This is a genomic window from Ruegeria sp. CJ6, assembly GCF_056536665.1.
In genome coordinates, this window is sequence record NZ_JBQFQB010000001.1 from 154,018 (window position 1) to 174,618 (window position 20,601).

Genomic DNA, 20,601 nt, shown 5'->3' on the forward strand with positions numbered 1-20,601 from the left:
CGGATCAGGCGCTGGCTTTGGACAGAGCCTGATCGAGATCAGCGATCAGATCGTCTGCATCCTCGATCCCGATGGACACGCGCACCACTCCAGGGCCTGCGCCTGCAGCTTCCTGCTGCTCGGGCGTCAACTGACGGTGTGTGGTCGAGGCCGAGTGGATGATCAGCGACCGTGCGTCGCCAAGGTTGGCCACGTGGCTGAAGATCTCAAGCGCGTTCACCAGCTTGACGCAGGCGTCATAGCCACCCTTCACCGCAAAGGTGAACAGGGCACCCGCGCCGCGCGGGTAGTGCTTTTTTACCCTGTCGCTATAGGGCGAGGATGGCAGGCCAGCATATGTCACGTAATCCACACGGTCGTCTGCCTCGAGCCACGCTGCTATTTTCTGCGCGTTTTCGACATGGCGCTCCATCCGTAGCGATAGCGTTTCTATCCCCATCAGCGTGTAATGCGCCGCCTGAGGGTTCATCGTCATGCCCAGATCGCGTAGACTGATCGCGATGCCGTGGAATGTAAAGGCGAGCGGGCCGAAGGTCTCGTGGAATTTCAGGCCGTGATAGGCGGATTCGGGTTCGCTGAGCGAAGGAAACTTGTCATTTGCCGACCAGTCGAACTTGCCCGAATCCACGATGCAGCCGCCGGTCACGGTGCCGTTTCCGGTCAGGTACTTGGTGGTCGAATGCACGACCAGCGTCGCGCCGTGTTCAATCGGGCGGCACAGGTAGGGCGTGGCCGAGGTGTTGTCGACGATCAGCGGAATGCCTGCTGCATCGGCTAAATCCGCCAGCGCACGGATATCGGTGACATAACCGCCCGGGTTGGCGATGGATTCGCAGAACACCGCGCGGGTGTTTTCGTCGATAGCGTCCTTGACGGCGTCCAGATCATCGGTGTCGACAAACTTGGCCGACCAGCCAAAGCGTTTGATCGTCTGGCTGAACTGCGTGACCGTGCCGCCGTACAGACGGGTCGAAGCCACCACGTTGCAGCCCGGTCCCATCAGCGGGAACAGCGCCATGATCTGCGCCGCGTGACCCGAGGAACAGCACACCGCGCCAACGCCGCCCTCAAGCGTCGCCACACGTTCCTGCAGCACCGCAACAGTCGGGTTGGTCAGGCGGGAATAGATGAACCCCACTTCCTGCAGATTGAACAGCGCGGCGGCGTGGTCAGCGTCGCGGAAGACATAAGCGGTGGTCTGGTAGATCGGTGTCTGGCGCGCGCCTGTGGCAGGGTCGGGGCGGGCCCCGGCGTGAATTTGCAGCGTGTCAAAACCGTAGGTGGGTCCGTCAGACATCGAGGAAATCTCCTGTTGGAATGTGTGTTGCTGAATCTCTAGGACATTGGCTCGCCCGGCACAATGTCCGCGTCACCGCAGCCAAAGCCCCTTGGACTTGATCATTTTGCGAATGACCTGTTCGCGTGCGGGCAGGTTGTTTCGGTCGAACAATGCCCGGATCTTCGCACCCTTGCGCTGTATCACCAGCTTCTTCAGTGGATCATAGCCTTTGAGCACTTTTTTGATCTTGTTCGGGGCCACGACGGTTTCCAATATCTCGACCACATGATCGCTTTCGCGGGCGTAGAGCATCGGGAACAGGCGATAGTGGCAGCTGATCCGACCATCCAGCAGGCCCTCGGGCAGGGCATCCCGTCCGCCACCGAAGGAATGGATGACCAGCGGCAAGGCGATCTGATCTAGCCACGGGTTCAGAACTTGCCCGGTCAGTTCGGGGATTTCCTCGTCGCGAATGGTGCGGGTATAGCCCATAAACCGCTCACCAAATTGGCGGGGGCATTTGTAGAAGAAATAACCGGCGTTAAAATACAGGTAGCGCCGCCAATAGCCCTCGGGCTGGCTGGGATCGAGAGAGCTTTCGAAATCTAGCCCGAACCGGTCATACAGTGCGCGCCAGATACCCTCATATCCTGGGCCGTAGAGCGTGGGTTTGGGCCATGTTCCCTCGACCCGAAGTGAGGCGCCGGGCTGCTCGAAATCGAACGGGACGTCGGAAATTTCGCCGGTGATCAGAGTGTCGGAGTCGAAAAAGGCAAAGGGCTCGCCCTCTGGCATCGCCAGCAAAGCTTCGATCTTGTTGCCATTGGGATAGCTCGAGCCAAAAGCATGAGATTCAAAAGGCAGAATCTCGGCACCCAGATGCTGCAGGGCTTCAAGAACTTCGGCATCCTGAATGCTGGGGTTCTGAGGCCAAAGAGGGCCGGGCTGTGGCACCCCGACGAACAGCCGACCTTTGAACCCTGGTGAGCTGTGGCGCAGCGAGGCGGCGAACAAAAGAGCCTCGTATTGCAGCCGGTTGTTTTGCCCGATGATGAGGATGTTGAATGTCGCCGGGCTTGCCTGCATCGTGTTGCGCTTTCTGATCGGGCCGGTATTCGGCCGCTGCCTCAACCGGAAGTACAACAAGCTGTGAAGGGCGTCAAAACCCCAAACATGACCGGTTTGCAAATCCGGCTCGTGCTCCCATCTAATGTGACAGCAACGCAGGAGGATTGCATATGCGGGTCAATGCAGATTTCACACAGCGGGTCGCCGTTCACTTTGATCAGACCGAATGGGTCGCGTCACCGGCTGCTGGCGTCGAACGCAAGATGCTGGACCGCATTGGCGAGGAAGTGGCGCGTGCCACAACCATCGTGCGCTTTGCCCCCGGCAGCGCGTTTTCGTCGCATACTCATGACGGGGGTGAGGAATATCTGGTGCTGGACGGAGTGTTCCAGGATGAAACCGGAGATTTCCCTGTCGGCAGCTATGTACGCAATCCCCCGACGTCCTCCCATACACCCTCGGCCAGCGAAGGCGCGACTATTCTGGTCAAATTGCATCAGTTCGACCCCGATGACCGCACCGAGGTTCGGCGCTCGATCAACGGGGGCGGAGATATCGATTTGTTCAAGGATGTGCATGAGGATGTCCAGGTGCAAACCTGGGGCGCGGGCGAACATATTGAATTGGACACCGATAAGGGGTTTGAGGTCTTTGTTATCGAAGGTGGCTTTGCCGAGGCGGGCGAAGAATTTGGCACTTGGGACTGGTTGCGCTTGCCGCCTGGATCACGCTTTGCTGCTGTAGCAGGAGAGGGCGGAGCCCGTGTTTGGATCAAATCCGGCCACCTGGGCGGGATGGTCTGAGCCGCCGCTGCCAACAAAATAGGCAATTTCTGACTGAATCCGGGCCATTCCGCCCGGATTTTTCATTTTTTGACCATTCGGCAAATTTTACCAATTGATAAAAAATCAGATTGTGGCAAGCTGGGGTCCATAACAAACATATCTACAGGGAGTAGAGTGATGGCACAGGGCCAGATGGCACCCGGGATCGTCTCCGGGCGGCTTTCCAGCGATGAGCTGACCTCGAATTTCACCGATCTGCATCCGCCACTGGCCCCGCACGAGGCCGCTGTGGCCGCCGATCGATGCTATTTCTGCTATGACGCGCCATGTGTGACGGCCTGTCCTACGGATATCGATATTCCGTTGTTCATCCGCCAGATTCAGGCCGGGCAACCGCAGGCGGCAGGGCAGACCATTCTGGAGCAGAACATTCTGGGCGGCATGTGTGCCCGGGTTTGTCCGACCGAAACTTTGTGTGAAGAGGCTTGCGTGCGTGAGACGGCAGAAGGCAAGCCGGTCGAGATCGGACGCCTGCAGCGTTATGCAACCGACGATGTGATGGCTTCGGGCGTTCATCCGTTCGAGCGCGCCACGTCAACCGGCAAGACAATCGCTGTGGTCGGGGCAGGGCCCGCCGGTCTGGCCTGTGCGCATCGTCTGGCGATGCTGGGGCATGATGTGGTGATCCACGAAGGCAAGCCCAAGCCAGGCGGTCTGAACGAATACGGGATTGCGGCGTATAAATCTACCAATGATTTTGCACAGGCCGAGGTCGATTGGCTGCTTAAAATAGGCGGGATCGCGATCGAGACCGGTTCGATTCTGGGAGAGACGATTTCTCTGGAAGGGTTGCAGGAGAACTATGACGCTGTTTTCCTGTCAATAGGACTTGCGGGGGTGAACGCACTGCGGGCTGATGGGGTCGATAAAGACGGGGTGCGCCCGGCGGTCGACTTTATCTCGGATGTGCGACAGGCCAGCGATCTGGTTGATCTACCTGTGGGTCGCAATGTCGTTGTGATTGGCGGTGGTATGACTGCCGTAGATGCGGCAGTGAAATCGAAACTGCTAGGCGCTGAGCACGTCACCATCGCCTATCGCCGAGGTCGCGACGCGATGGGTGCCAGCCGGTACGAACAGGATTTGGCGGCGTCGCATGGTGTTCGGATTCTCTGCAATGTTCAGCCGGTGGCCATTCACGGAAATGGTGCCGCAGCAGAGATCGAATTGGAGTATACTGCGAGCCATGATGGTCGACTGACCGGAACGGGTGAAACTGTCCGTGTGCCCGCCGATCAGGTTTTTAAGGCCATCGGTCAGACGCTTGACGGTGCGCCGGAAGGCCTAACGCTGGATGGCAATAAGATTGCCGTGACCGGGGCGGGACGCACTTCAATGACCGGTGTGTGGGCTGGCGGAGACTGTGCGGCAGGTGGCGAAGACCTAACCGTGACCGCCGTAGCCGAAGGTCGCGATGCCGCGATGGATATCCACGCTGCACTGAGCGCGTGAAACTCAAAGACAAAGATGCAGAACTGCATCAGGGAGGCCGGATAAATGGCTGATTTAACATCAAACTTTCTTGGAATATCAAGCCCTAACCCGTATTGGCTGGCGTCCGCGCCACCGACGGATAAGGAGTACAATGTTCGCCGCGCCTTCGAGGCCGGATGGGGCGGCGTAGTGTGGAAGACCTTGGGGGCCGAGGGGCCTCCGGTCGTGAATGTGAACGGCCCACGCTATGGCGCGATTTATGGCGCGGACCGCCGGTTGTTGGGACTCAACAACATCGAACTGATCACAGATCGGCCGCTTGAGGTGAACCTTGAGGAAATGACCCGCGTAAAGGCGGATTATCCAGATCGCGCCCTGATCGCCTCGATCATGGTGCCCTGTGAGGAGGCTGCTTGGAAGGCCATTCTGCCGCGTGTGGCTGAAACCGGTGCGGACGGGATCGAGCTGAATTTTGGCTGTCCGCACGGGATGAGCGAGCGGGGTATGGGGTCTGCAGTCGGGCAGGTGCCGGAATACATCGAAATGGTGACCCGTTGGTGCAAACAGTATTACGACCGCCCAGTTATCGTGAAGCTAACGCCGAACATTACGGATATCCGCAAACCTGCGGCGGCGGCGAAGAATGGGGGCGCGGATGCGGTATCGCTGATCAATACGATCAACTCGATCACCAGTGTCAATCTGGACAGGTTCAGCCCCGAACCCTCGATTGACGGTAAAGGCAGCCATGGTGGCTACTGCGGACCGGCGGTGAAACCAATCGCGTTGTCGATGGTGTCCGAGATTGCGCGGGCCAAAGCCACGCATGGGCTACCGATCTCAGGCATCGGTGGCGTCACCACTTGGCGCGATGCAGCAGAGTTTATCTCGCTGGGTTGCGGCAATGTTCAGGTCTGCACTGCAGCGATGACCTATGGGTTCAAAATCATCGATGAATTGACGGCTGGCCTGTCGGAATGGATGGATGAGAAAGGCTATGCCAATATCGACGAAGTGATCGGACGCGCAGTGCCCAATGTGACGGATTGGCAATATCTGAACCTCAACTACATCGCCAAAGCGAAGATCGATCAGGATCAGTGCATCAAATGCGGTCGCTGTTTTGCAGCCTGTGAAGACACCAGCCATCAGGCGATTTCGATGTCGGCGGATCGGGTGTTCGAGGTTATCGACGAGGAATGCGTGGCCTGCAATCTTTGCGTGGATGTGTGCCCTGTAGAGGGGTGTATTTCCATGGAGCCGATGGCCGCCGGAGCGGTTGATCCGCGCACAGGCAAGGTCGTTGATCCTGAATATGCCAATTGGACGACACACCCCAACAACCCCATGGCGAAAGCGGCGGAGTAGTCAGAGATTTTTCGTCGAAAAATCTTGGCGTAGAAAATTCGACGAATTTACTCAGAACAGAATGTCGATGGGTCCGTTGTGGCAGATGATGACATATTGATTGGCGGTGCGGATCAAATGGTATCCGCGTCGTTTCACTTCTGCCTGAAAAGCCGCGTGACCAACCTCCCGTTCGACCCAAGCAACTAAGCGTCGTACAACAGCTCCCGTTCGAGCAGATCGGGACGAGAAAAGCTGGGTGATCCAAGGCTCGGGATCTGAGCGATACGTCATCATGCTCCGAGCTTTTCTCAATAGGGTTAAGTGTCTCTTAAGGTGTAAGCAGTTTTCGATAGAGCGTTTCTACGAACGGAACTGCGCCTTCGAATGGGTCTTCTTCCCCAAGAATTGCCCGGACTTGAACATCGAAATCCGCATAATGCTGTGTCAGTGCCCAGATCGAGAAAATCAGATGATAGGGATGGACTCGTGCAATTTTGCCCTGAGCCATCCAGCTTGTCAGAATCGTGGTTTTTTCATCGACCAGTTTTTTTAGATCGCTGGACAAAGCTACATGAATGCGCGGCGCGCCCTGAACAAGCTCATTGGCAAAGAGGCGGCTCTCGCGCGGCAGATCGCGGCTCATCTCAAGCTTGCGTTGGATATAAGATAGTATTTCTTCCAGTGGGTCGCCATCTTCATTCAACGCGTGCAGGGGAGCGAGCCAGACTTCAAGCAGACCAGACAACAGGGCTGTATGGATCGCTTCTTTCGATGGAAAATAATAAAGCAGGTTGGGCTTGCTCAGCCCCGCCTCGGCTGCAATTTGGTCGACGGTTGCGCCGCGAAAACCGTGGGCTGAGAACACATTCAGGGCCGCCTCGAGAATCGCTGCTCGGTTCTTTTGCTGAATCCGGGTTGGGGCGCGGTCTTTGGGCATGTTCACCTGTTGTCCTTTTTTCGGCCAGTTGGGCGTCAATTATGTCGAAAATTCCGGCAGGCCACTGCAATTTCTTGACTGATGTCGAACCCGTGATAGCGTGAGTTTGACCAGATGGTCAAATCAAGACACCAAAAGCGAGCCAAATCGCAAGCAACAGGGAAGAACAAGATGGCAGCTCCGGCGCAGAATCTCAGGATCAATGGCGACAGGTTATGGGACAGCCTGATGGAGATGGCCAAGATCGGCCCGGGCGTCGCGGGGGGGAACAACCGTCAGACGCTAACGGACGAGGACGCCGAAGGGCGCGCGTTGTTTCAGAAATGGTGCGAGGATGCCGGTTGCTCGATGGGGTTGGACCAGATGGGCAACATGTTTGCCCGACGAGAGGGAGCGGACCCCGAGGCTCTGCCGGTTTATGTAGGGTCGCATTTGGATACGCAGCCCACAGGTGGCAAGTATGATGGCGTTCTTGGCGTGCTTGGTGGGCTGGAGATCATTCGCACGCTGAATGACCTGGGCATCAAGACCAAGCACCCTATTGTGGCCACCAATTGGACCAACGAAGAAGGAACGCGATATGCCCCGGCGATGTTGTCTTCGGGGGTGTTTGCCGGAATGCACACTCAGGACTGGGCTTATGCACGTGAGGATGCCGAAGGAAAGAAGTTTGGGGATGAACTGAACCGCATCGGTTGGCGCGGCGATGAAGAGGTTGGTGCGCGCAAGATGCACGCTTTCTTTGAGTTGCACATTGAACAGGGCCCGATTCTGGAAGCTGAAGGTAAGGATATTGGCGTTGTAACCCATGGTCAGGGTTTAAGCTGGACCCAGGTTACCGTGACCGGCAAGGATGCGCATACTGGGTCTACACCGATGCCGATGCGCAAGAATGCCGGGCTGGCGATGGCGCGTATTCTTGAGAAAGTCGACGAGATTGCATGGTCGCATGCACCTCATGCCGTGGGTGCGGCGGGGCATATCGATGTCTATCCGAACTCACGCAATGTGATCCCTGGAAAGGCAGTGTTCACGGTCGATTTTCGCTCGCCCGAGTTGGACGTGATCACTGATATGGAGAACCGTCTGCGGGTCGCAGCTGAAGACATCGTCGAAGAGATGGGGCTGCAGATCGAATTCGAGAAGGTGGGCGGTTTTGATCCGGTGAAGTTTGATGAGGGTTGCGTGGCGGCGGTGCGCGATGCGGCTGAGCGGTTGGGGTATTCGCATACGGATATCATCTCGGGCGCCGGACATGATGCCTGCTGGATCAACCGGGTGGCGCCAACGGCGATGGTGATGTGCCCATGCGTTGATGGGTTGAGCCATAATGAAGCTGAGGAGATCAGCAAGGATTGGGCTGCAGCCGGGGCGGATGTTCTACTGCATGCGGTCGTCGAGACGGCTGGGATCGTGGAATAGGGGGCTCTGCCCCCGTCGCCCGATGGGCGGCTCCCCCGGGGTATTTTTAGCCAGATGAAGCAAGCGGCGCAGACCGCATCAGGGAGTTTAACATGAGCACTGTAATCAAGAACGGAACCGTTGTGACCGCTGATCTGACCTATAAGGCGGATGTAAAGGTCGAAGGTGGTGTGATTACTGAGATTGGGCCGGACCTGCGAGGTGATAAGGAACTTGATGCATCGGGCTGTTATGTCATGCCCGGAGGGATCGACCCGCACACGCATCTGGAAATGCCGTTTATGGGAACCTATTCCAGCGATGATTTCGAAAGCGGAACACGCGCAGCGCTGGCAGGCGGGACCACGATGGTTGTGGATTTCGCGTTGCCTAATCCGGGCGAAAGCCTGTTGGACGCCCTGAAGCGTTGGGACAACAAGTCTACGCGCGCGAACTGTGATTATTCGTTCCATATGGCGGTGACCTGGTGGGGCGAGCAGGTGTTTGACGATATCAAAACCGTCATCGAGACGCGTGGCATCAATACGTTCAAGCATTTCATGGCCTATAAAGGCGCGCTGATGGTGAACGACGATGAGCTGTTTGCTTCGTTCAAGCGTCTGGCCGAGTTGGGTGGCACCGCGATGGTTCATGCCGAGAATGGCGATGTGGTTGCAGAACTGAGTGCGAAGCTATTGGCAGAAGGTAATACCGGGCCAGAGGCGCATGCCTATTCCCGCCCGCCACAGGTGGAAGGTGAGGCAACCAACCGCGCGATCATGATCGCGGATATGGCGGGCGTACCGCTTTATGTGGTGCATACTTCCTGTGAGGAGGCGCATGAGGCTATTCGACGCGCCAAGATGCAGGGCAAACGGGTTTGGGGCGAGCCTTTGATCCAACACCTAACATTGGATGAAAGCGAGTATTTCCATCACGATTGGGAGCATGCGGCACGGCGAGTCATGAGCCCTCCGTTCCGGAATAAGCAGCATCAGGACAGCTTGTGGAACGGTTTGCAATCGGGAACTCTGAGCGTCGTGGCCACGGACCATTGCGCCTTTACGACCGAGCAGAAACGATATGGCGTGGGTGATTTCACCAAAATCCCGAACGGGACCGGAGGGCTGGAGGATCGGATGCCGATGCTTTGGACGCATGGGGTGAATACCGGGCGATTGACGCCGAATGAGTTCGTGGCTGTTACTTCAACTAACATCGCCAAGATATTGAATTGTTATCCGAAAAAAGGTGCGGTTCTCGTGGGAGCGGATGCTGATCTGGTGGTTTGGGATCCGGATAAGGCCAAGGTGATCTCGGCTGATACGCAGCAGTCGTCGATCGACTACAACGTCTTCGAGGGCAAAGAGGTGCGAGGCCTGCCCCGGTTCACGCTGACCCGCGGTGCGGTGGCTGTACATGATGGCGAGATTCAGACTCAGGAAGGGCACGGGAAGTTCGTTGCGCGCGAGGCCAACACCCATGTGAACAAGGCGCTGAGCACCTGGAAAGAGTTGACAGCGCCCCGGCCTGTTGAGCGGACAGGTATACCGGCAACGGGTGTATAAACCCCTTGGGTCGCCTTTCTGGCGATCCGGGTCTGAGCTTCTTCAAGGCAATGGAATGAATACAGAAAATACTACTCAGCCCGTTATTGAGGCAAGGCAGCTGGATCTTACATTTCAGACGAATGATGGGCCTATTCACGCGCTGAAAGATGTGAACTTGTCGATTGGCAAGGGGGAGTTCGTTAGTTTTATCGGCCCCTCGGGCTGCGGCAAGACGACGTTCCTGCGCTGTATCGCAGCGCTGGAAACACCGACCGGCGGGACCCTGACCGTGAATGGCATGACGCCTGACGAAGCACGGCGAAAGCGCGCTTATGGGTATGTGTTTCAGGCGGCCGGGCTCTACCCGTGGCGGACCATTGCAAAGAACATCAAGCTGCCGCTTGAGATCATGGGCTATTCCTCCTCCGAGCAGGAGGAACGCGTTAGAAAGGTTCTGGAACTTGTTGATCTTGATGGATTTGGCGGTAAGTTCCCCTGGCAGCTCTCGGGCGGGATGCAACAGCGGGCCAGTATCGCGCGGGCCTTGGCATTTGATGCGGATATTCTGCTGATGGACGAGCCGTTCGGTGCGCTCGATGAGATCGTGCGCGACCATCTGAACGAACAGCTTCTGGCATTATGGGCGCGCACCGAGAAGACCATCGGTTTCGTGACACATTCGATCCCCGAAGCGGTGTATCTCAGCACCAAAATCGTGGTGATGAGCCCTCGGCCTGGCCGGATCACGGATGTGATCGATAGCCCTCTGCCGAAAGAGCGGCCTCTGGATATCCGTGACACGCCCGAGTTTATCGAAGTCGCCCACCGCGTGCGAGAAGGATTGCGAGCGGGTCATGGGGATGATGTGTGATGGCGGATAAAGGCATCAGACGGGCATCCCGCGAAGATGTGGGGGATTGCGCGCGTATTATCGCGACCTGGGCCGCCCAGACCGATTGGATACCCGAGGAATTGCCAGAAGAAAAGCTGGCGGATCTGATCCTTGAGGCGTTCCCGATCAGGGACATCTGGATCGCAGGTGATCCGATTGATTGCTACATGTCTGTCGATCCGGTCGAACATAAGGTTGGTGCGCTGTATTGTTTGCGCACTGGGCAGGGCATCGGCAAGCAATTGCTGGATAAGGCGAAGGAGGGGCGCGACCATCTTTGGCTGACCACACATGTGCCAAATGTCGACGCGCAACGGTTTTATCGGCGCGAGGGCTTTGTTGAGACGGGAAGAGAGCCTCCGGTGCCACCTGACACGGTGCCTGTCATTCGGATGGAGTGGCACGCATGAAGCAGATCATTGCAGTCCTCACCGTGATCGCCGCCATTGTCGTTGTCTGGTACGCGGCCTGTATTCCTATGAATATCAAAGGGGTTCTGACCGAACTGGAGCGCGCGGGTGCTGAAGTCCAACCACCTTCAGCCAAGGATCGCCGGGACATGGGGGAGATCGGTCTGGCCTTGAACAACGCGTTTGCAGTCCCAGCTACATGGGAGCAGGACCGCCCGCGGCTGCCTGCACCGCATCAAGTTGGGATTGAGCTGTGGGAAACCACGATTGAGAAAAAAATCACCTCGAAACGCTCTCTGATTTATCATGGCTGGGTCACGCTGAGCGCCACGATGCTGGGTTTTGCTATCGGAACCGGGTTGGGTATCCTACTGGCGGTCGGGATCGTGCACAGTCGGGTGATGGATCTGTCGGTGATGCCCTGGGCGATCGTCAGCCAGACCATTCCTATCATTGCGCTGGCTCCGATGATCATTGTCGTTCTGTATTCTGTCGGGGTTCAAGGGATCATTCCTAAGGCGATCATTTCGGCGTATCTGAGTTTCTTCCCCGTCGTCGTAGGCATGGTAAAAGGGCTGCGCAGCCCGGATGCTATGCAGTTGGATTTGCTGCGAACCTACAATGCCAGCCGTTCGCAGGGGTTTTGGAAACTGCGCCTGCCGGCCTCGATGCCCTATCTCTTCACATCGCTGAAAATTGGCGTCGCTGCTTCGCTGGTCGGGGCCATTGTTGGAGAACTGCCGACCGGGGCTGTTGCCGGGTTGGGTGCACGGCTGCTGGCCGGTAGCTACTATGGCCAGACGGTACAGATCTGGTCGGCGCTGTTTGCTGCGGCCATTCTCGCCGCCTGTCTCGTCGGGTTGCTGGGGCTGATCGAGCGGACCGTCCTGAAACGAATGGGGATGGCACAATGATACCTATTCTTGGTGCAATCGCAGTCTGGTTATTGGGCTGGTGGTTGAACAGCCGTCTGGCCAGCGGACCCTATTCTGACACACGGATGGTGCGGTTTCTTGCGCCCCTGATCTTCGGTCTGACCGTGATTGGCATCTGGGAACTGGTGGTGCGTGGACTAGAAGTGCCCTTGGTCATCCTGCCCGCACCATCAGTCATCTGGGACCGTTTCTGGGACAGTTTGCCGACACTTTGGGCTGACTTTGTTCAAACGATCATCAAGGGAGCACTCAGCGGCTACATCATCGGCTGCGGTTCGGCCTTTCTCATGGCAATTGCCGTGGATAGATGGGATTTCCTGCGCCTAGGGCTTCTTCCCGTCGGCAACTTCGTTGCAGCGCTGCCGATCGTGGGCACCGCACCCATTCTAGTGATGTGGTTCGGGTTCGACTGGCATTCCAAGGCGGCGGTCGTCGTAGTGATGGTGTTCTTCCCGATGCTGGTGAACACGGTGGCAGGGCTGCGCGAAGCCACAACGATGCAGCGCGATCTGATGGAGACCTATGCCGCCACTTATTGGCAGAGCTTCCTGAAACTTCGCCTCCCCGCCGCGATGCCGTTTATTTTCAACGGGCTAAAGATTTCTACCACTCTGGCGCTGATCGGCGCTATCGTGGCTGAGTTCTTTGGCTCCCCCACATTGGGCATGGGCTTTCGGATATCGACCAGCGTCGGGCAATTGTCGCTGGATATGGTGTGGGCCGAGATTGTAGTGGCCGCGCTGGCGGGGACGGCCTTCTATGGCGTAGTGGCGATGATCGAAAAGGCGGTGACCTTCTGGCATCCGTCGCAGCGAGGATAAAGGAATAACTCAACAGACCCCATAAACGGGGCAAACATAAGCAACTAGGAGATATGAAGATGAAGAAGCTACTCAGTGGGGCGGTTGCGGCCTTTAGCCTGGCAGCCAGTGCGACACTTGCTGCGGATGAGGTGACACTACAATTGAAGTGGGTCACGCAAGCGCAGTTTGCGGGCTATTATGTGGCAAAAGACAAAGGGTTCTACGAAGAAGAGGGGCTGGACGTCACCATTCTGCCCGGTGGTCCTGATATTGCGCCCACACAGGTGATCGCAGGTGGTGGAGCAGACGTTACGGTGGAATGGATGCCGGCTGCACTTGCCGCGCGCGAAAAGGGTCTGCCTCTGGTGAACATCGCGCAGCCTTTCAAGAGCTCGGGCATGATGCTGACCTGCTGGAAAGATGCGGGTATTGCCTCGCCCGAAGATCTCAAAAATCGCACGCTGGGAGTCTGGTTCTTCGGCAACGAATTCCCGTTCATGAGCTGGATGAGTCAGCTGGGAATCGGTACCGATGGCAAAAGCGACAGCGGTGTCGAAGTGCTGAAACAAGGCTTTAACGTCGACCCGCTGCTGCAGCGTCAGGCCGATTGCATCAGCACTATGACCTACAATGAGTATTGGCAGGTCATTGATGCCGGTGTCACGCCTGAAGAACTGGTAACCTTCAAATACGAAGATCAGGGCGTCGCCACGCTTGAGGATGGTCTATATGTGCTTGAAGAAAATTTGAGCGATGCGGCCTTCACCGACAAGATGGAACGGTTTGTCCGTGCCTCGATGAAGGGTTGGAAATACGCCGAAGAGAACCCGGATGAAGCCGCCGAGATCGTTCTCGAAAACGATGCGACCGGCGCCCAGACCGAAGAGCATCAAAAGCGCATGATGGGCGAGATTGCCAAGCTGACCGCAGGGTCGAACGGGGCGCTGGACCCAGCCGATTTCGACCGCACGGTTGATACCCTGCTGGCGGGCGGATCTGATCCGGTTATCACCAAAAAGCCAGAAGGGGCATGGACACATCAGATCACCGACGCTGCGCTGAACTGAACCAGCTACAGCAAAAGACGTGCCAATCAAACGCGGCCCCGTCAGGGCCGCGTTCTTAGTTTTGAATGTCGAATTTGTGCCTGTACTTGCTGGCCAGAACCTTTAGTATTTCTCTGTAATTCATAGCATTTTGTCACAGCATACGGCATGAATGGTAGAATATGCAGGGATTTGCATCAGAATTCACTCAGGCGCTCTCGCTGATCCTCGAAGGGGATGCAGAGCTGTGGGCAATTGTGTTGTTGTCGCTGCGTGTTTCGATCTTTGCTGTTCTGATTTCGGCGGTCATCGGGATGCCTATTGGGGCAGCTTTGGCCGTCGCGCGGTTTCCGGGACGGCGGGCGTTGATTATCCTTGTGAACGCTCTGATGGGGTTCCCACCAGTCGTCGTCGGTTTGCTGGTCTACCTGATGTTGTCCCGATCCGGTCCTCTGGGGGTGCTGGAACTTCTCTACACCCCCACCGCAATGATCATAGCGCAGGTGGTGCTGGTGACGCCGATCATGGCCGCACTTACCCGGCAGGTAGTCGAGATGCTGGCCGAGGAGTATTCTGAACAGCTCCGCTCGCTCGGCGTATCGCGGTTGGCTTCGATCCCGGTGCTGTTGTGGGACGCGCGTCTGGCACTGGTCACCGCATTACTGGCCGGGTTTGGCCGGGCAATCGCCGAGGTTGGGGCGGTGATCATCGTCGGCGGCAATATCAATCACGTGACGCGTGTGATGACGACCACGATTGCGCTTGAGACTTCGAAGGGGAATTTGGCGCTGGCGCTGGCCTTGGGTGTGATCCTGATCGGTTTGGCCGTGGCGGTAAACGCGATGGTCAGCGCGTTGACCCTGCGGGCCGAGCGGGAAGGGCTGCGCCATGCGTGATGTCGTGACCGAGGCGCCGGGTATGTTGGAGGTCCAAGGGTTGCACATTGCACGCGAAGGCAAGGTGCTGCTCGATGTCCCGCATTTGTGTTTGGATGGCCCGGGTCCGACCATGATCTTGGGCCCAAACGGCGCTGGCAAAAGTCTGTTGCTGCGTTGTCTGCATGGTCTGATTCAACCCGACAGCGGGCGTGTCTGTCAGGACGGTGTTGTGTTGAATGCAGCCCACAAAGCGCGGCAGGCGATGGTGTTTCAAAGCCCCGTGCTGCTGCGCCGCTCGGTCGCGGCCAATCTGGACTTTGTGCTAAAGCGGAAATCGATGCCCCGTGCCCTGCGCAAGCAACGTATCGAAGCTTTGCTGGCCGAAGGTGGACTGGATGGCAAGGCACGTCAGTCCGCGCGTTCGCTGTCTGGTGGCGAGGCGCAAAGGTTGGCGATCCTGCGCGCGTTGGCCTTAGACCCCAAGACCTTGTTCCTGGACGAACCCACCAGCGCATTGGATCCAAGCGCCATGCAGATGATCGAGCGGATGGTCCTGCGTGCCTCGGCCCGGGGTGTGCGCATCGTGATGGTGACGCATGACATCGGGCAGGCGCGGCGCCTGGCATCTGACATCGTGATGATGCAGGCAGGGCATGTGGTTGAACATGGGGGGGCACAGCAGGTGCTGGAAACCCCAAAAAGCAACGAGTCGCGCCGGTATCTGGCTGGCGGTCTGGTAACCTGATTAACAGAGATGGAGACTTCGAATGATCCCTGATTTTGTTCGGGCTTCAATTGTTGCGCTTGGACTGACCACAGGCGCAGGTTTGGCGGAAGAACCCTTTATCGTCGTGCAATCCACGACCTCGACGCAGAACTCGGGTCTGCTGGACTATATCCTGCCAGGGTTTGAGGCTGAAACAGGTATCGATGTACGGGTTGTGGCCGTCGGGACCGGTCAGGCGATCCGGAACGCAATCAACGGCGATGGCGATGTTCTTCTGGTTCACTCCAAGCCCGCTGAAGAGCAGTTTGTAGCGGACGGTTGGGGTGTCGAACGGTTCGATGTCATGTACAATGATTTTGTATTGGTTGGCCCAAAATCTGATCCGGCCGGAATTGCCGGGGGCAACGACATTGTAACCGCTTTGACCGCTTTGGCCGAAGCGAAACTGCCGTTTGCCTCGCGCGGTGATGATAGCGGCACTCACAAAGCCGAGATGCGCTATTGGGAGGCGACCGGCGTTGACCCGACGGAGGCCTCGGGGACTTGGTATCGCGAGACCGGATCGGGGATGGGGGCAACGCTGAACGTGGCCAGCGGCATGGACGCGTATGCTCTGACCGACCGGGCGACTTGGTTGTCTTTCGGAAACCGGGGCAATCTGGAGGTCTTGGTCGAGGGCGATCCGCGCCTGTTTAACCAATATGGTGTAATCCTTGTGAACCCTGAAAAGCACACAGGCGTCCGCGCCGCTGCCGGGCAGAGGTTCATCGACTGGCTGACCGGTCCTGATGGGCAGGCGGCGATTGCGTCTTACACGCTGGATGGTGAGCAGTTGTTTTTTCCAAACGCACAGTAAGTTCGCCTTGGGTTGGCGCAACAAGGAATGGACGACGGATCAGCCACTGGCGCCGTTGTGGTGGATCCGACCCAGATTTGCGAGATCATAGCCGCCTAGTTCATCAGCGCGTTCGATAAAACGCTCGGATTTCAAAAACTGGGTCAGCGTCTGCATGGGGACCTCGAAGAAGGCGCGGCGCCAGATTGCAAGGTCCAGACGCTCGGAATGGGTGGGCACGAAACTTAGCCCATACGGGCGCGCCAGTGCACCGAGGCCAAAACCAACCTCTGCCTTGCCGTCACGCAGGGCGGTGGCCAGCTCTTCTTCTGTGCGGGCGCAAACAGGCAGGGTGTTCAGATCATCACGACCCAGACCGTGGGCGCCGAGCAGTGCATCGAACAGACGCTGGCTGGCGGCGCTGTCTTGCCGCAGAATGATCCGTCTGCCTTTCAGATCCTGAAACCCCGAGATGTCCGAGGTGCCGGGTGCCAGCAACAGGCCGCGCTGCCGGTTGGCAATCTGATAGAGGATCACAGGTGCTTCGCCCATCGTGTCGCGCAGGGTCTGAGTGTTGAAGCCTTCTGGTTCGTGGATATGCAAAGCCGCCGCCTGTGCGCTGCGCTCCGCAAGACGATTCAGCCCGTCGAAAGACCCATCATAATAAGTCGCAAGCCCAGAGCCGCTTTCCCGCAAAGCCCAGTCCAGCAGGGGATCGTGGCTACCTGCCACGATCGGCGGCAGGGGTGGTTCGACGACATCGGGGCCAGAGCGTGAGGCGTTGAGCCACGCTATGATCTCGGCTTTTGGGAACAACAGCTTGCCCATGGCGCGTACACACGGGATTTCGCCCGAGGATGCCAGATCATAGGCCTTCCGCTCACCAATGCGCAGCAGATCCGCCAATTCGCGGGTGGTCAGGTATTGCGGCATTCAGTCGAGGCGTACAGCCGAACCGGACGTCTTGTCGGCGGCGCTGAAACCGAATTGATCCAGCGTGTAAGGAGCGGCGACAGTGATCACGACCATCGCGGCGACGGCGGTCAGAAAGGCATTCATGTTCTCCTCCGGCTCAATCCTGCGGTGCGGTGGCGCTGCGCAGGAACGCGACCAGGTCTATCCGGTCCTGTGCTTGCGTGATCCGCTGCATCGGCATCTTTGACCCCGGAATGTAGTGGTCCGGGCCTTCGTCGAAAAGAGCATTTATTGTCTCTTCATTCCAAATAATATCAGAGTCTTGCAGCGTATCCGAGTACAAATAACCGGGCAATGTGCCCGCTTTCCGCCCAAAGATGTCGTGCAAGGTAGGGCCTGCACGTCGACCCCCATCCGGCGTCAGGCTGTGACAGATCGAACATTTGCGCGCAAATTGCCGTTCTCCGTTGCCCATCTCGCTTGGGTCTTTCAGAAAGCTGGGTTCGGCAGCGGCCATCTGTTCGCGATCGCCCAGCGCTGAAACGGGCCAGCTGTACATTGCCTCATCAATGCCGCCTGCGTGAAGGTTTTGACCATCGGCAGAAAAAGCGAGCGCCCAAACCGGACCGCGCAGGGTGGCGCGGAAATCTTGTGCAATGCGCCATTCAGCCGTGTCGATGACCATTATAAAGCCCTCACCATCACCGACAGCCAACAGCTTGCGATCGGGGCTCAATGCCATGGCGAGGATCGGGCGCCGATCCAACGTAAAGTCATGTTCTTCTTCGGTGGCGAGGCTCAGGATGCGTGTCACTCCATCGACGGTGCCATAGGCGATCCAGTTGTCATGTGCGTTCAGGACCAATTCATTGATGCCAAAACCATGCTCGATCAGGCGATTTGTTTCCTGACCGCTGGCGACATCCCAGATACGCAACGCTCCGTCGACACCTGCCGAATAAAGCTGCTTTCCGTCCGGCGTAAAAACAACTGCATTCACCCCGCTGCCGATTGGCCCAAGCAGGGTCGGCTCGGACCCGTCCACCGGCCACAGGCCGATGGTGCCATCCCAGCTGGCCGTCGCGATATGAGTTTTCGACGCTGCAATGCCGATAATCTTGCCTTTGTGCTGCCCGACTACATCCCCGCCGGGCCAGCGGCGGAGGGTGAAGTCATCCCCGGCAGAATAGATTGCAGTGCCATTGAAAACGACCGAGTTCACTGCCGCTTCGTGCCCCTCCAGCCATTCCGGTGTCTGTCCGGTCCAGAGACCGACCGAATTGTCGAAACTGGCCGTTGCGATACGCCCATCCGGCGCCGAAGCGATCCCCATGATCGGCCCGCCATGGCCTTTGAGCGTGAAAAACTCGGACCAGGCGGGCAGGGGGGTCAAAACAAGCGCAAGAGCGAGCCAGCGCATCTATTCTGCAGGTGAGGCCGATGCCTTGCCGGCCTCTTTTTCTTGCACCTCTTCCAGCCACAGCGAGTGGTGCTCGCGTGCCCATTGTTCTTCGACTTCACCGGTGCCCATGGCGTCAAACGCACCCTCCATGCCAACCGAGCCAAGGTAGATATGGGCGATGATGATGGCGATGAACACGTAGGCGACCATGACATGCCAGACTTGGGCATATTGCATCTCTTCCTGCGGTGACATCTGCACTGGCAGGTTCAGACCCAACGCCTGCGGAATACCTGTCGAGTTGGCGATTGAGAAGGTTTTGGCGAACATCGGCAGCTCGAACGGGAATAGCAGCGACAGGCCTGACAGGCTGATAGAGACACCCAGTAGAATGCAAGCCCAGAAGATTATCTTTTGACCCGCATTGAATTTCTTGGCTGGTGGATGGCTGTCTTTGGTGAACAAGCCCCCTCCGGCGGCCAACCATTTCAGGTCGGTCTTGTTGGGGATGTTATGGGCAATCCAGTTTATGGTGATGATTATCAGACCCAACATGAAGGCCCATGCGAGGTTGTTGTGAAGCCACTTGCACCCTTGCGCGATAGTGGCGAACCCTTCTTTGCCAAAGACCGGGATCAAGAAATCGCGGCCATAAAGGGTCAGTAGGCCTGTGATGCCGAGCACAAGGAACGACCCGGCAAAGAGCCAGTGACCGAAACGTTCGAAACTATTGAAACGAAGGACCGTGCGGCCGGTTTTTTCTCCGTCGATGCGGATTTTTCCTCGGATCAGAAAGAAAAGCACAATGATCGCAAGCATTCCGCCCAGAATGTAGGTTCCATATTCACGCAACGGGCCAGTTCGGAAGTTCAACCACCACATGCCGCCGTCTTGAATCAGCACGCTGTCCGCAGGTCCCTGGGATGAAACGGTGACGTCCGCAGATCCGTAACGCAGCGCGCGGTAGACGTCACTGTCAGAGGCAACACCGCGGGTGCCGAACTGTCCCAGCAGGCCTTCAACATTGCCCTGACCGGTGTTTTCAGACCTGTAGCTGTTGTCGACCTTCTCGCCACGCTGGCGGGCCAGAATGTCCTCAAGCGTGGTCGCGCCGCCGGTTGTAGACCGGTCGGTCGAATCCGCAGGGGCGGCCCCCTCACTGGTTTGAGCGCCCGCAACTTGGGTCAGCGTTAGCGAAAGCAGGAAAGCGATGAATAAGCGCAACATCGGAACCTCAATAAAAATCCAATGCAGGATGACCCACATCTGCGGGTCATCCGTTTTGCTTTAGTAGACGGGGTCAGCCGTCTTTCTGATCGTAGGCCGTGCCCCAACCCCAAGCGCCCGAACCAAATCCGCGCGCGACGACACGCTCACGGTAAATAGCCGAGACCACGTCGCCATCGCCGGCGAGCAGGGCCTTGGTAGAACACATCTCGGCGCAGATGGGCAATTTGCCCTCTGCGATCCGGTTGCGTCCGTATTTGGCGAACTCTGCGGTCGAGTGCGTTTCCTCGGGGCCGCCAGCACAGAAGGTACATTTGTCCATCTTGCCTCGCGATCCGAAGTTGCCCGCCTGCGGGTATTGCGGCGCGCCGAAGGGGCACGCATAGAAGCAATAGCCGCAGCCAATGCACAGGTCCTTGGAGTGCAGGACGACCCCTTCTTCGTTCTGATAGAAGCAGTCGACCGGGCACACCGCCATGCAGGGCGCATCCGAACAATGCATACAGGCCACCGAGATCGAGCGTTCACCCGGATTGCCGTCATTGATCGTCACCACCCTGCGGCGGTTGATGCCCCACGGCACCTCGTGCTCGTTCTTACACGCGGTTACGCAGGCATTACACTCGATGCAGCGTTCAGCGTCGCAGAGAAACTTTGCTCTAGCCAT

22 protein-coding genes are annotated in these 20,601 nt (G+C 57.6%); 13 read left to right on the forward strand and 9 right to left on the reverse strand.

What is annotated here, in order from left to right; genetic code table 11:
- Positions 1-4: 4 nt before the first annotated feature.
- Complete coding sequence (locus ACR0BT_RS00810; protein WP_480762323.1) at positions 5-1,297, reverse strand: O-acetylhomoserine aminocarboxypropyltransferase/cysteine synthase family protein; 1,293 nt, start codon at positions 1,295-1,297, stop codon at positions 5-7.
- 72 nt (positions 1,298-1,369) lie between these two features.
- Positions 1,370-2,365: a hypothetical protein gene (locus tag ACR0BT_RS00815; protein ID WP_480762325.1), complete on the reverse strand. Its 996-nt coding sequence runs from the start codon at positions 2,363-2,365 to the stop codon at positions 1,370-1,372.
- Between the two features lie 152 nt (positions 2,366-2,517).
- Here ACR0BT_RS00815 and ACR0BT_RS00820 point away from each other — a divergent pair, with 152 nt between their 5' ends.
- The 3 genes from ACR0BT_RS00820 to preA all read left to right on the forward strand — a co-directional run bounded on the left by ACR0BT_RS00820 (position 2,518) and on the right by preA (position 5,994).
- Positions 2,518-3,150, forward strand: a complete 633-nt coding sequence (locus tag ACR0BT_RS00820) for a cupin domain-containing protein (protein WP_170817646.1) — start codon at positions 2,518-2,520, stop codon at positions 3,148-3,150.
- A 159-nt stretch (positions 3,151-3,309) separates the two neighbouring features.
- The gene (locus tag ACR0BT_RS00825; RefSeq protein WP_480762327.1) at positions 3,310-4,644 is read left to right on the forward strand and encodes an NAD(P)-dependent oxidoreductase; all 1,335 of its coding nucleotides are present in this window, start codon (positions 3,310-3,312) and stop codon (positions 4,642-4,644) included.
- Positions 4,645-4,689: 45 nt separating this feature from the next.
- Positions 4,690-5,994 (forward strand): NAD-dependent dihydropyrimidine dehydrogenase subunit PreA, encoded by a 1,305-nt coding sequence (preA, locus tag ACR0BT_RS00830; RefSeq protein WP_480762328.1) that lies wholly within the window; start codon positions 4,690-4,692, stop codon positions 5,992-5,994.
- 51 nt (positions 5,995-6,045) lie between these two features.
- Here the strand turns inward: preA and ACR0BT_RS00835 are convergent, their stop codons facing one another.
- Together ACR0BT_RS00835 and ACR0BT_RS00840 are read right to left on the reverse strand one after the other, a co-directional pair.
- On the reverse strand, positions 6,046-6,267 hold the full coding sequence (locus ACR0BT_RS00835) for an N-(5'-phosphoribosyl)anthranilate isomerase (RefSeq protein WP_480438453.1): 222 nt from the start codon (positions 6,265-6,267) through the stop codon (positions 6,046-6,048).
- A 37-nt stretch (positions 6,268-6,304) separates the two neighbouring features.
- Positions 6,305-6,913: a TetR family transcriptional regulator C-terminal domain-containing protein gene (locus ACR0BT_RS00840; RefSeq protein ID WP_170817649.1), complete on the reverse strand. Its 609-nt coding sequence runs from the start codon at positions 6,911-6,913 to the stop codon at positions 6,305-6,307.
- A 171-nt stretch (positions 6,914-7,084) separates the two neighbouring features.
- Between ACR0BT_RS00840 and ACR0BT_RS00845 the strand changes: the two genes are divergently transcribed.
- The 10 genes from ACR0BT_RS00845 to ACR0BT_RS00890 all read left to right on the forward strand — a co-directional run bounded on the left by ACR0BT_RS00845 (position 7,085) and on the right by ACR0BT_RS00890 (position 16,411).
- Positions 7,085-8,335: a Zn-dependent hydrolase gene (locus tag ACR0BT_RS00845; RefSeq protein ID WP_170563162.1), complete on the forward strand. Its 1,251-nt coding sequence runs from the start codon at positions 7,085-7,087 to the stop codon at positions 8,333-8,335.
- Between the two features lie 92 nt (positions 8,336-8,427).
- Positions 8,428-9,882, forward strand: a complete 1,455-nt coding sequence (hydA, locus tag ACR0BT_RS00850) for a dihydropyrimidinase (RefSeq protein ID WP_170393377.1) — start codon at positions 8,428-8,430, stop codon at positions 9,880-9,882.
- A 55-nt stretch (positions 9,883-9,937) separates the two neighbouring features.
- Positions 9,938-10,735 carry an ABC transporter ATP-binding protein gene (locus tag ACR0BT_RS00855; protein WP_170393376.1) on the forward strand — a complete coding sequence of 266 codons (798 nt, stop codon included), beginning with the start codon at positions 9,938-9,940 and terminating at the stop codon, positions 10,733-10,735.
- Positions 10,735-11,166, forward strand: coding sequence for a GNAT family N-acetyltransferase (locus ACR0BT_RS00860; protein WP_480762330.1), 432 nt, complete (start codon positions 10,735-10,737; stop codon positions 11,164-11,166). Before ACR0BT_RS00855 ends, ACR0BT_RS00860 begins: the two co-directional genes overlap by 1 nt.
- Positions 11,163-12,080, forward strand: coding sequence for an ABC transporter permease (locus ACR0BT_RS00865; RefSeq protein WP_480762331.1), 918 nt, complete (start codon positions 11,163-11,165; stop codon positions 12,078-12,080). Before ACR0BT_RS00860 ends, ACR0BT_RS00865 begins: the two co-directional genes overlap by 4 nt.
- Positions 12,077-12,922: an ABC transporter permease gene (locus tag ACR0BT_RS00870; protein WP_170421165.1), complete on the forward strand. Its 846-nt coding sequence runs from the start codon at positions 12,077-12,079 to the stop codon at positions 12,920-12,922. Before ACR0BT_RS00865 ends, ACR0BT_RS00870 begins: the two co-directional genes overlap by 4 nt.
- A gap of 59 nt (positions 12,923-12,981) precedes the next feature.
- Entirely contained in the window at positions 12,982-13,971 is a 990-nt protein-coding gene (locus ACR0BT_RS00875) for an ABC transporter substrate-binding protein (RefSeq protein ID WP_170393369.1), read from the forward strand.
- Positions 13,972-14,132: 161 nt separating this feature from the next.
- Positions 14,133-14,846 carry an ABC transporter permease gene (locus ACR0BT_RS00880; RefSeq protein ID WP_170421167.1) on the forward strand — a complete coding sequence of 238 codons (714 nt, stop codon included), beginning with the start codon at positions 14,133-14,135 and terminating at the stop codon, positions 14,844-14,846.
- Positions 14,839-15,573, forward strand: coding sequence for an ATP-binding cassette domain-containing protein (locus ACR0BT_RS00885; protein ID WP_170595904.1), 735 nt, complete (start codon positions 14,839-14,841; stop codon positions 15,571-15,573). Before ACR0BT_RS00880 ends, ACR0BT_RS00885 begins: the two co-directional genes overlap by 8 nt.
- Positions 15,574-15,595: 22 nt before the next feature.
- The gene (locus ACR0BT_RS00890; protein ID WP_170610232.1) at positions 15,596-16,411 is read left to right on the forward strand and encodes an extracellular solute-binding protein; all 816 of its coding nucleotides are present in this window, start codon (positions 15,596-15,598) and stop codon (positions 16,409-16,411) included.
- Between the two features lie 39 nt (positions 16,412-16,450).
- Here ACR0BT_RS00890 and ACR0BT_RS00895 read toward each other — a convergent pair whose 3' ends face one another.
- From ACR0BT_RS00895 to fdh3B, 5 genes are all read right to left on the reverse strand, one after another.
- Entirely contained in the window at positions 16,451-17,323 is an 873-nt protein-coding gene (locus ACR0BT_RS00895) for a substrate-binding domain-containing protein (RefSeq protein WP_480762333.1), read from the reverse strand.
- Positions 17,324-17,449, reverse strand: a complete 126-nt coding sequence (locus ACR0BT_RS00900) for a hypothetical protein (protein WP_480762335.1) — start codon at positions 17,447-17,449, stop codon at positions 17,324-17,326.
- Between the two features lie 13 nt (positions 17,450-17,462).
- Positions 17,463-18,725, reverse strand: a complete 1,263-nt coding sequence (locus ACR0BT_RS00905; protein ID WP_170405161.1) for a c-type cytochrome — start codon at positions 18,723-18,725, stop codon at positions 17,463-17,465.
- On the reverse strand, positions 18,726-19,934 hold the full coding sequence (locus tag ACR0BT_RS00910) for a formate dehydrogenase subunit gamma (protein ID WP_480762336.1): 1,209 nt from the start codon (positions 19,932-19,934) through the stop codon (positions 18,726-18,728).
- Between the two features lie 73 nt (positions 19,935-20,007).
- Positions 20,008-20,601, reverse strand: a complete 594-nt coding sequence (gene fdh3B, locus ACR0BT_RS00915) for a formate dehydrogenase FDH3 subunit beta (RefSeq protein WP_037307340.1) — start codon at positions 20,599-20,601, stop codon at positions 20,008-20,010.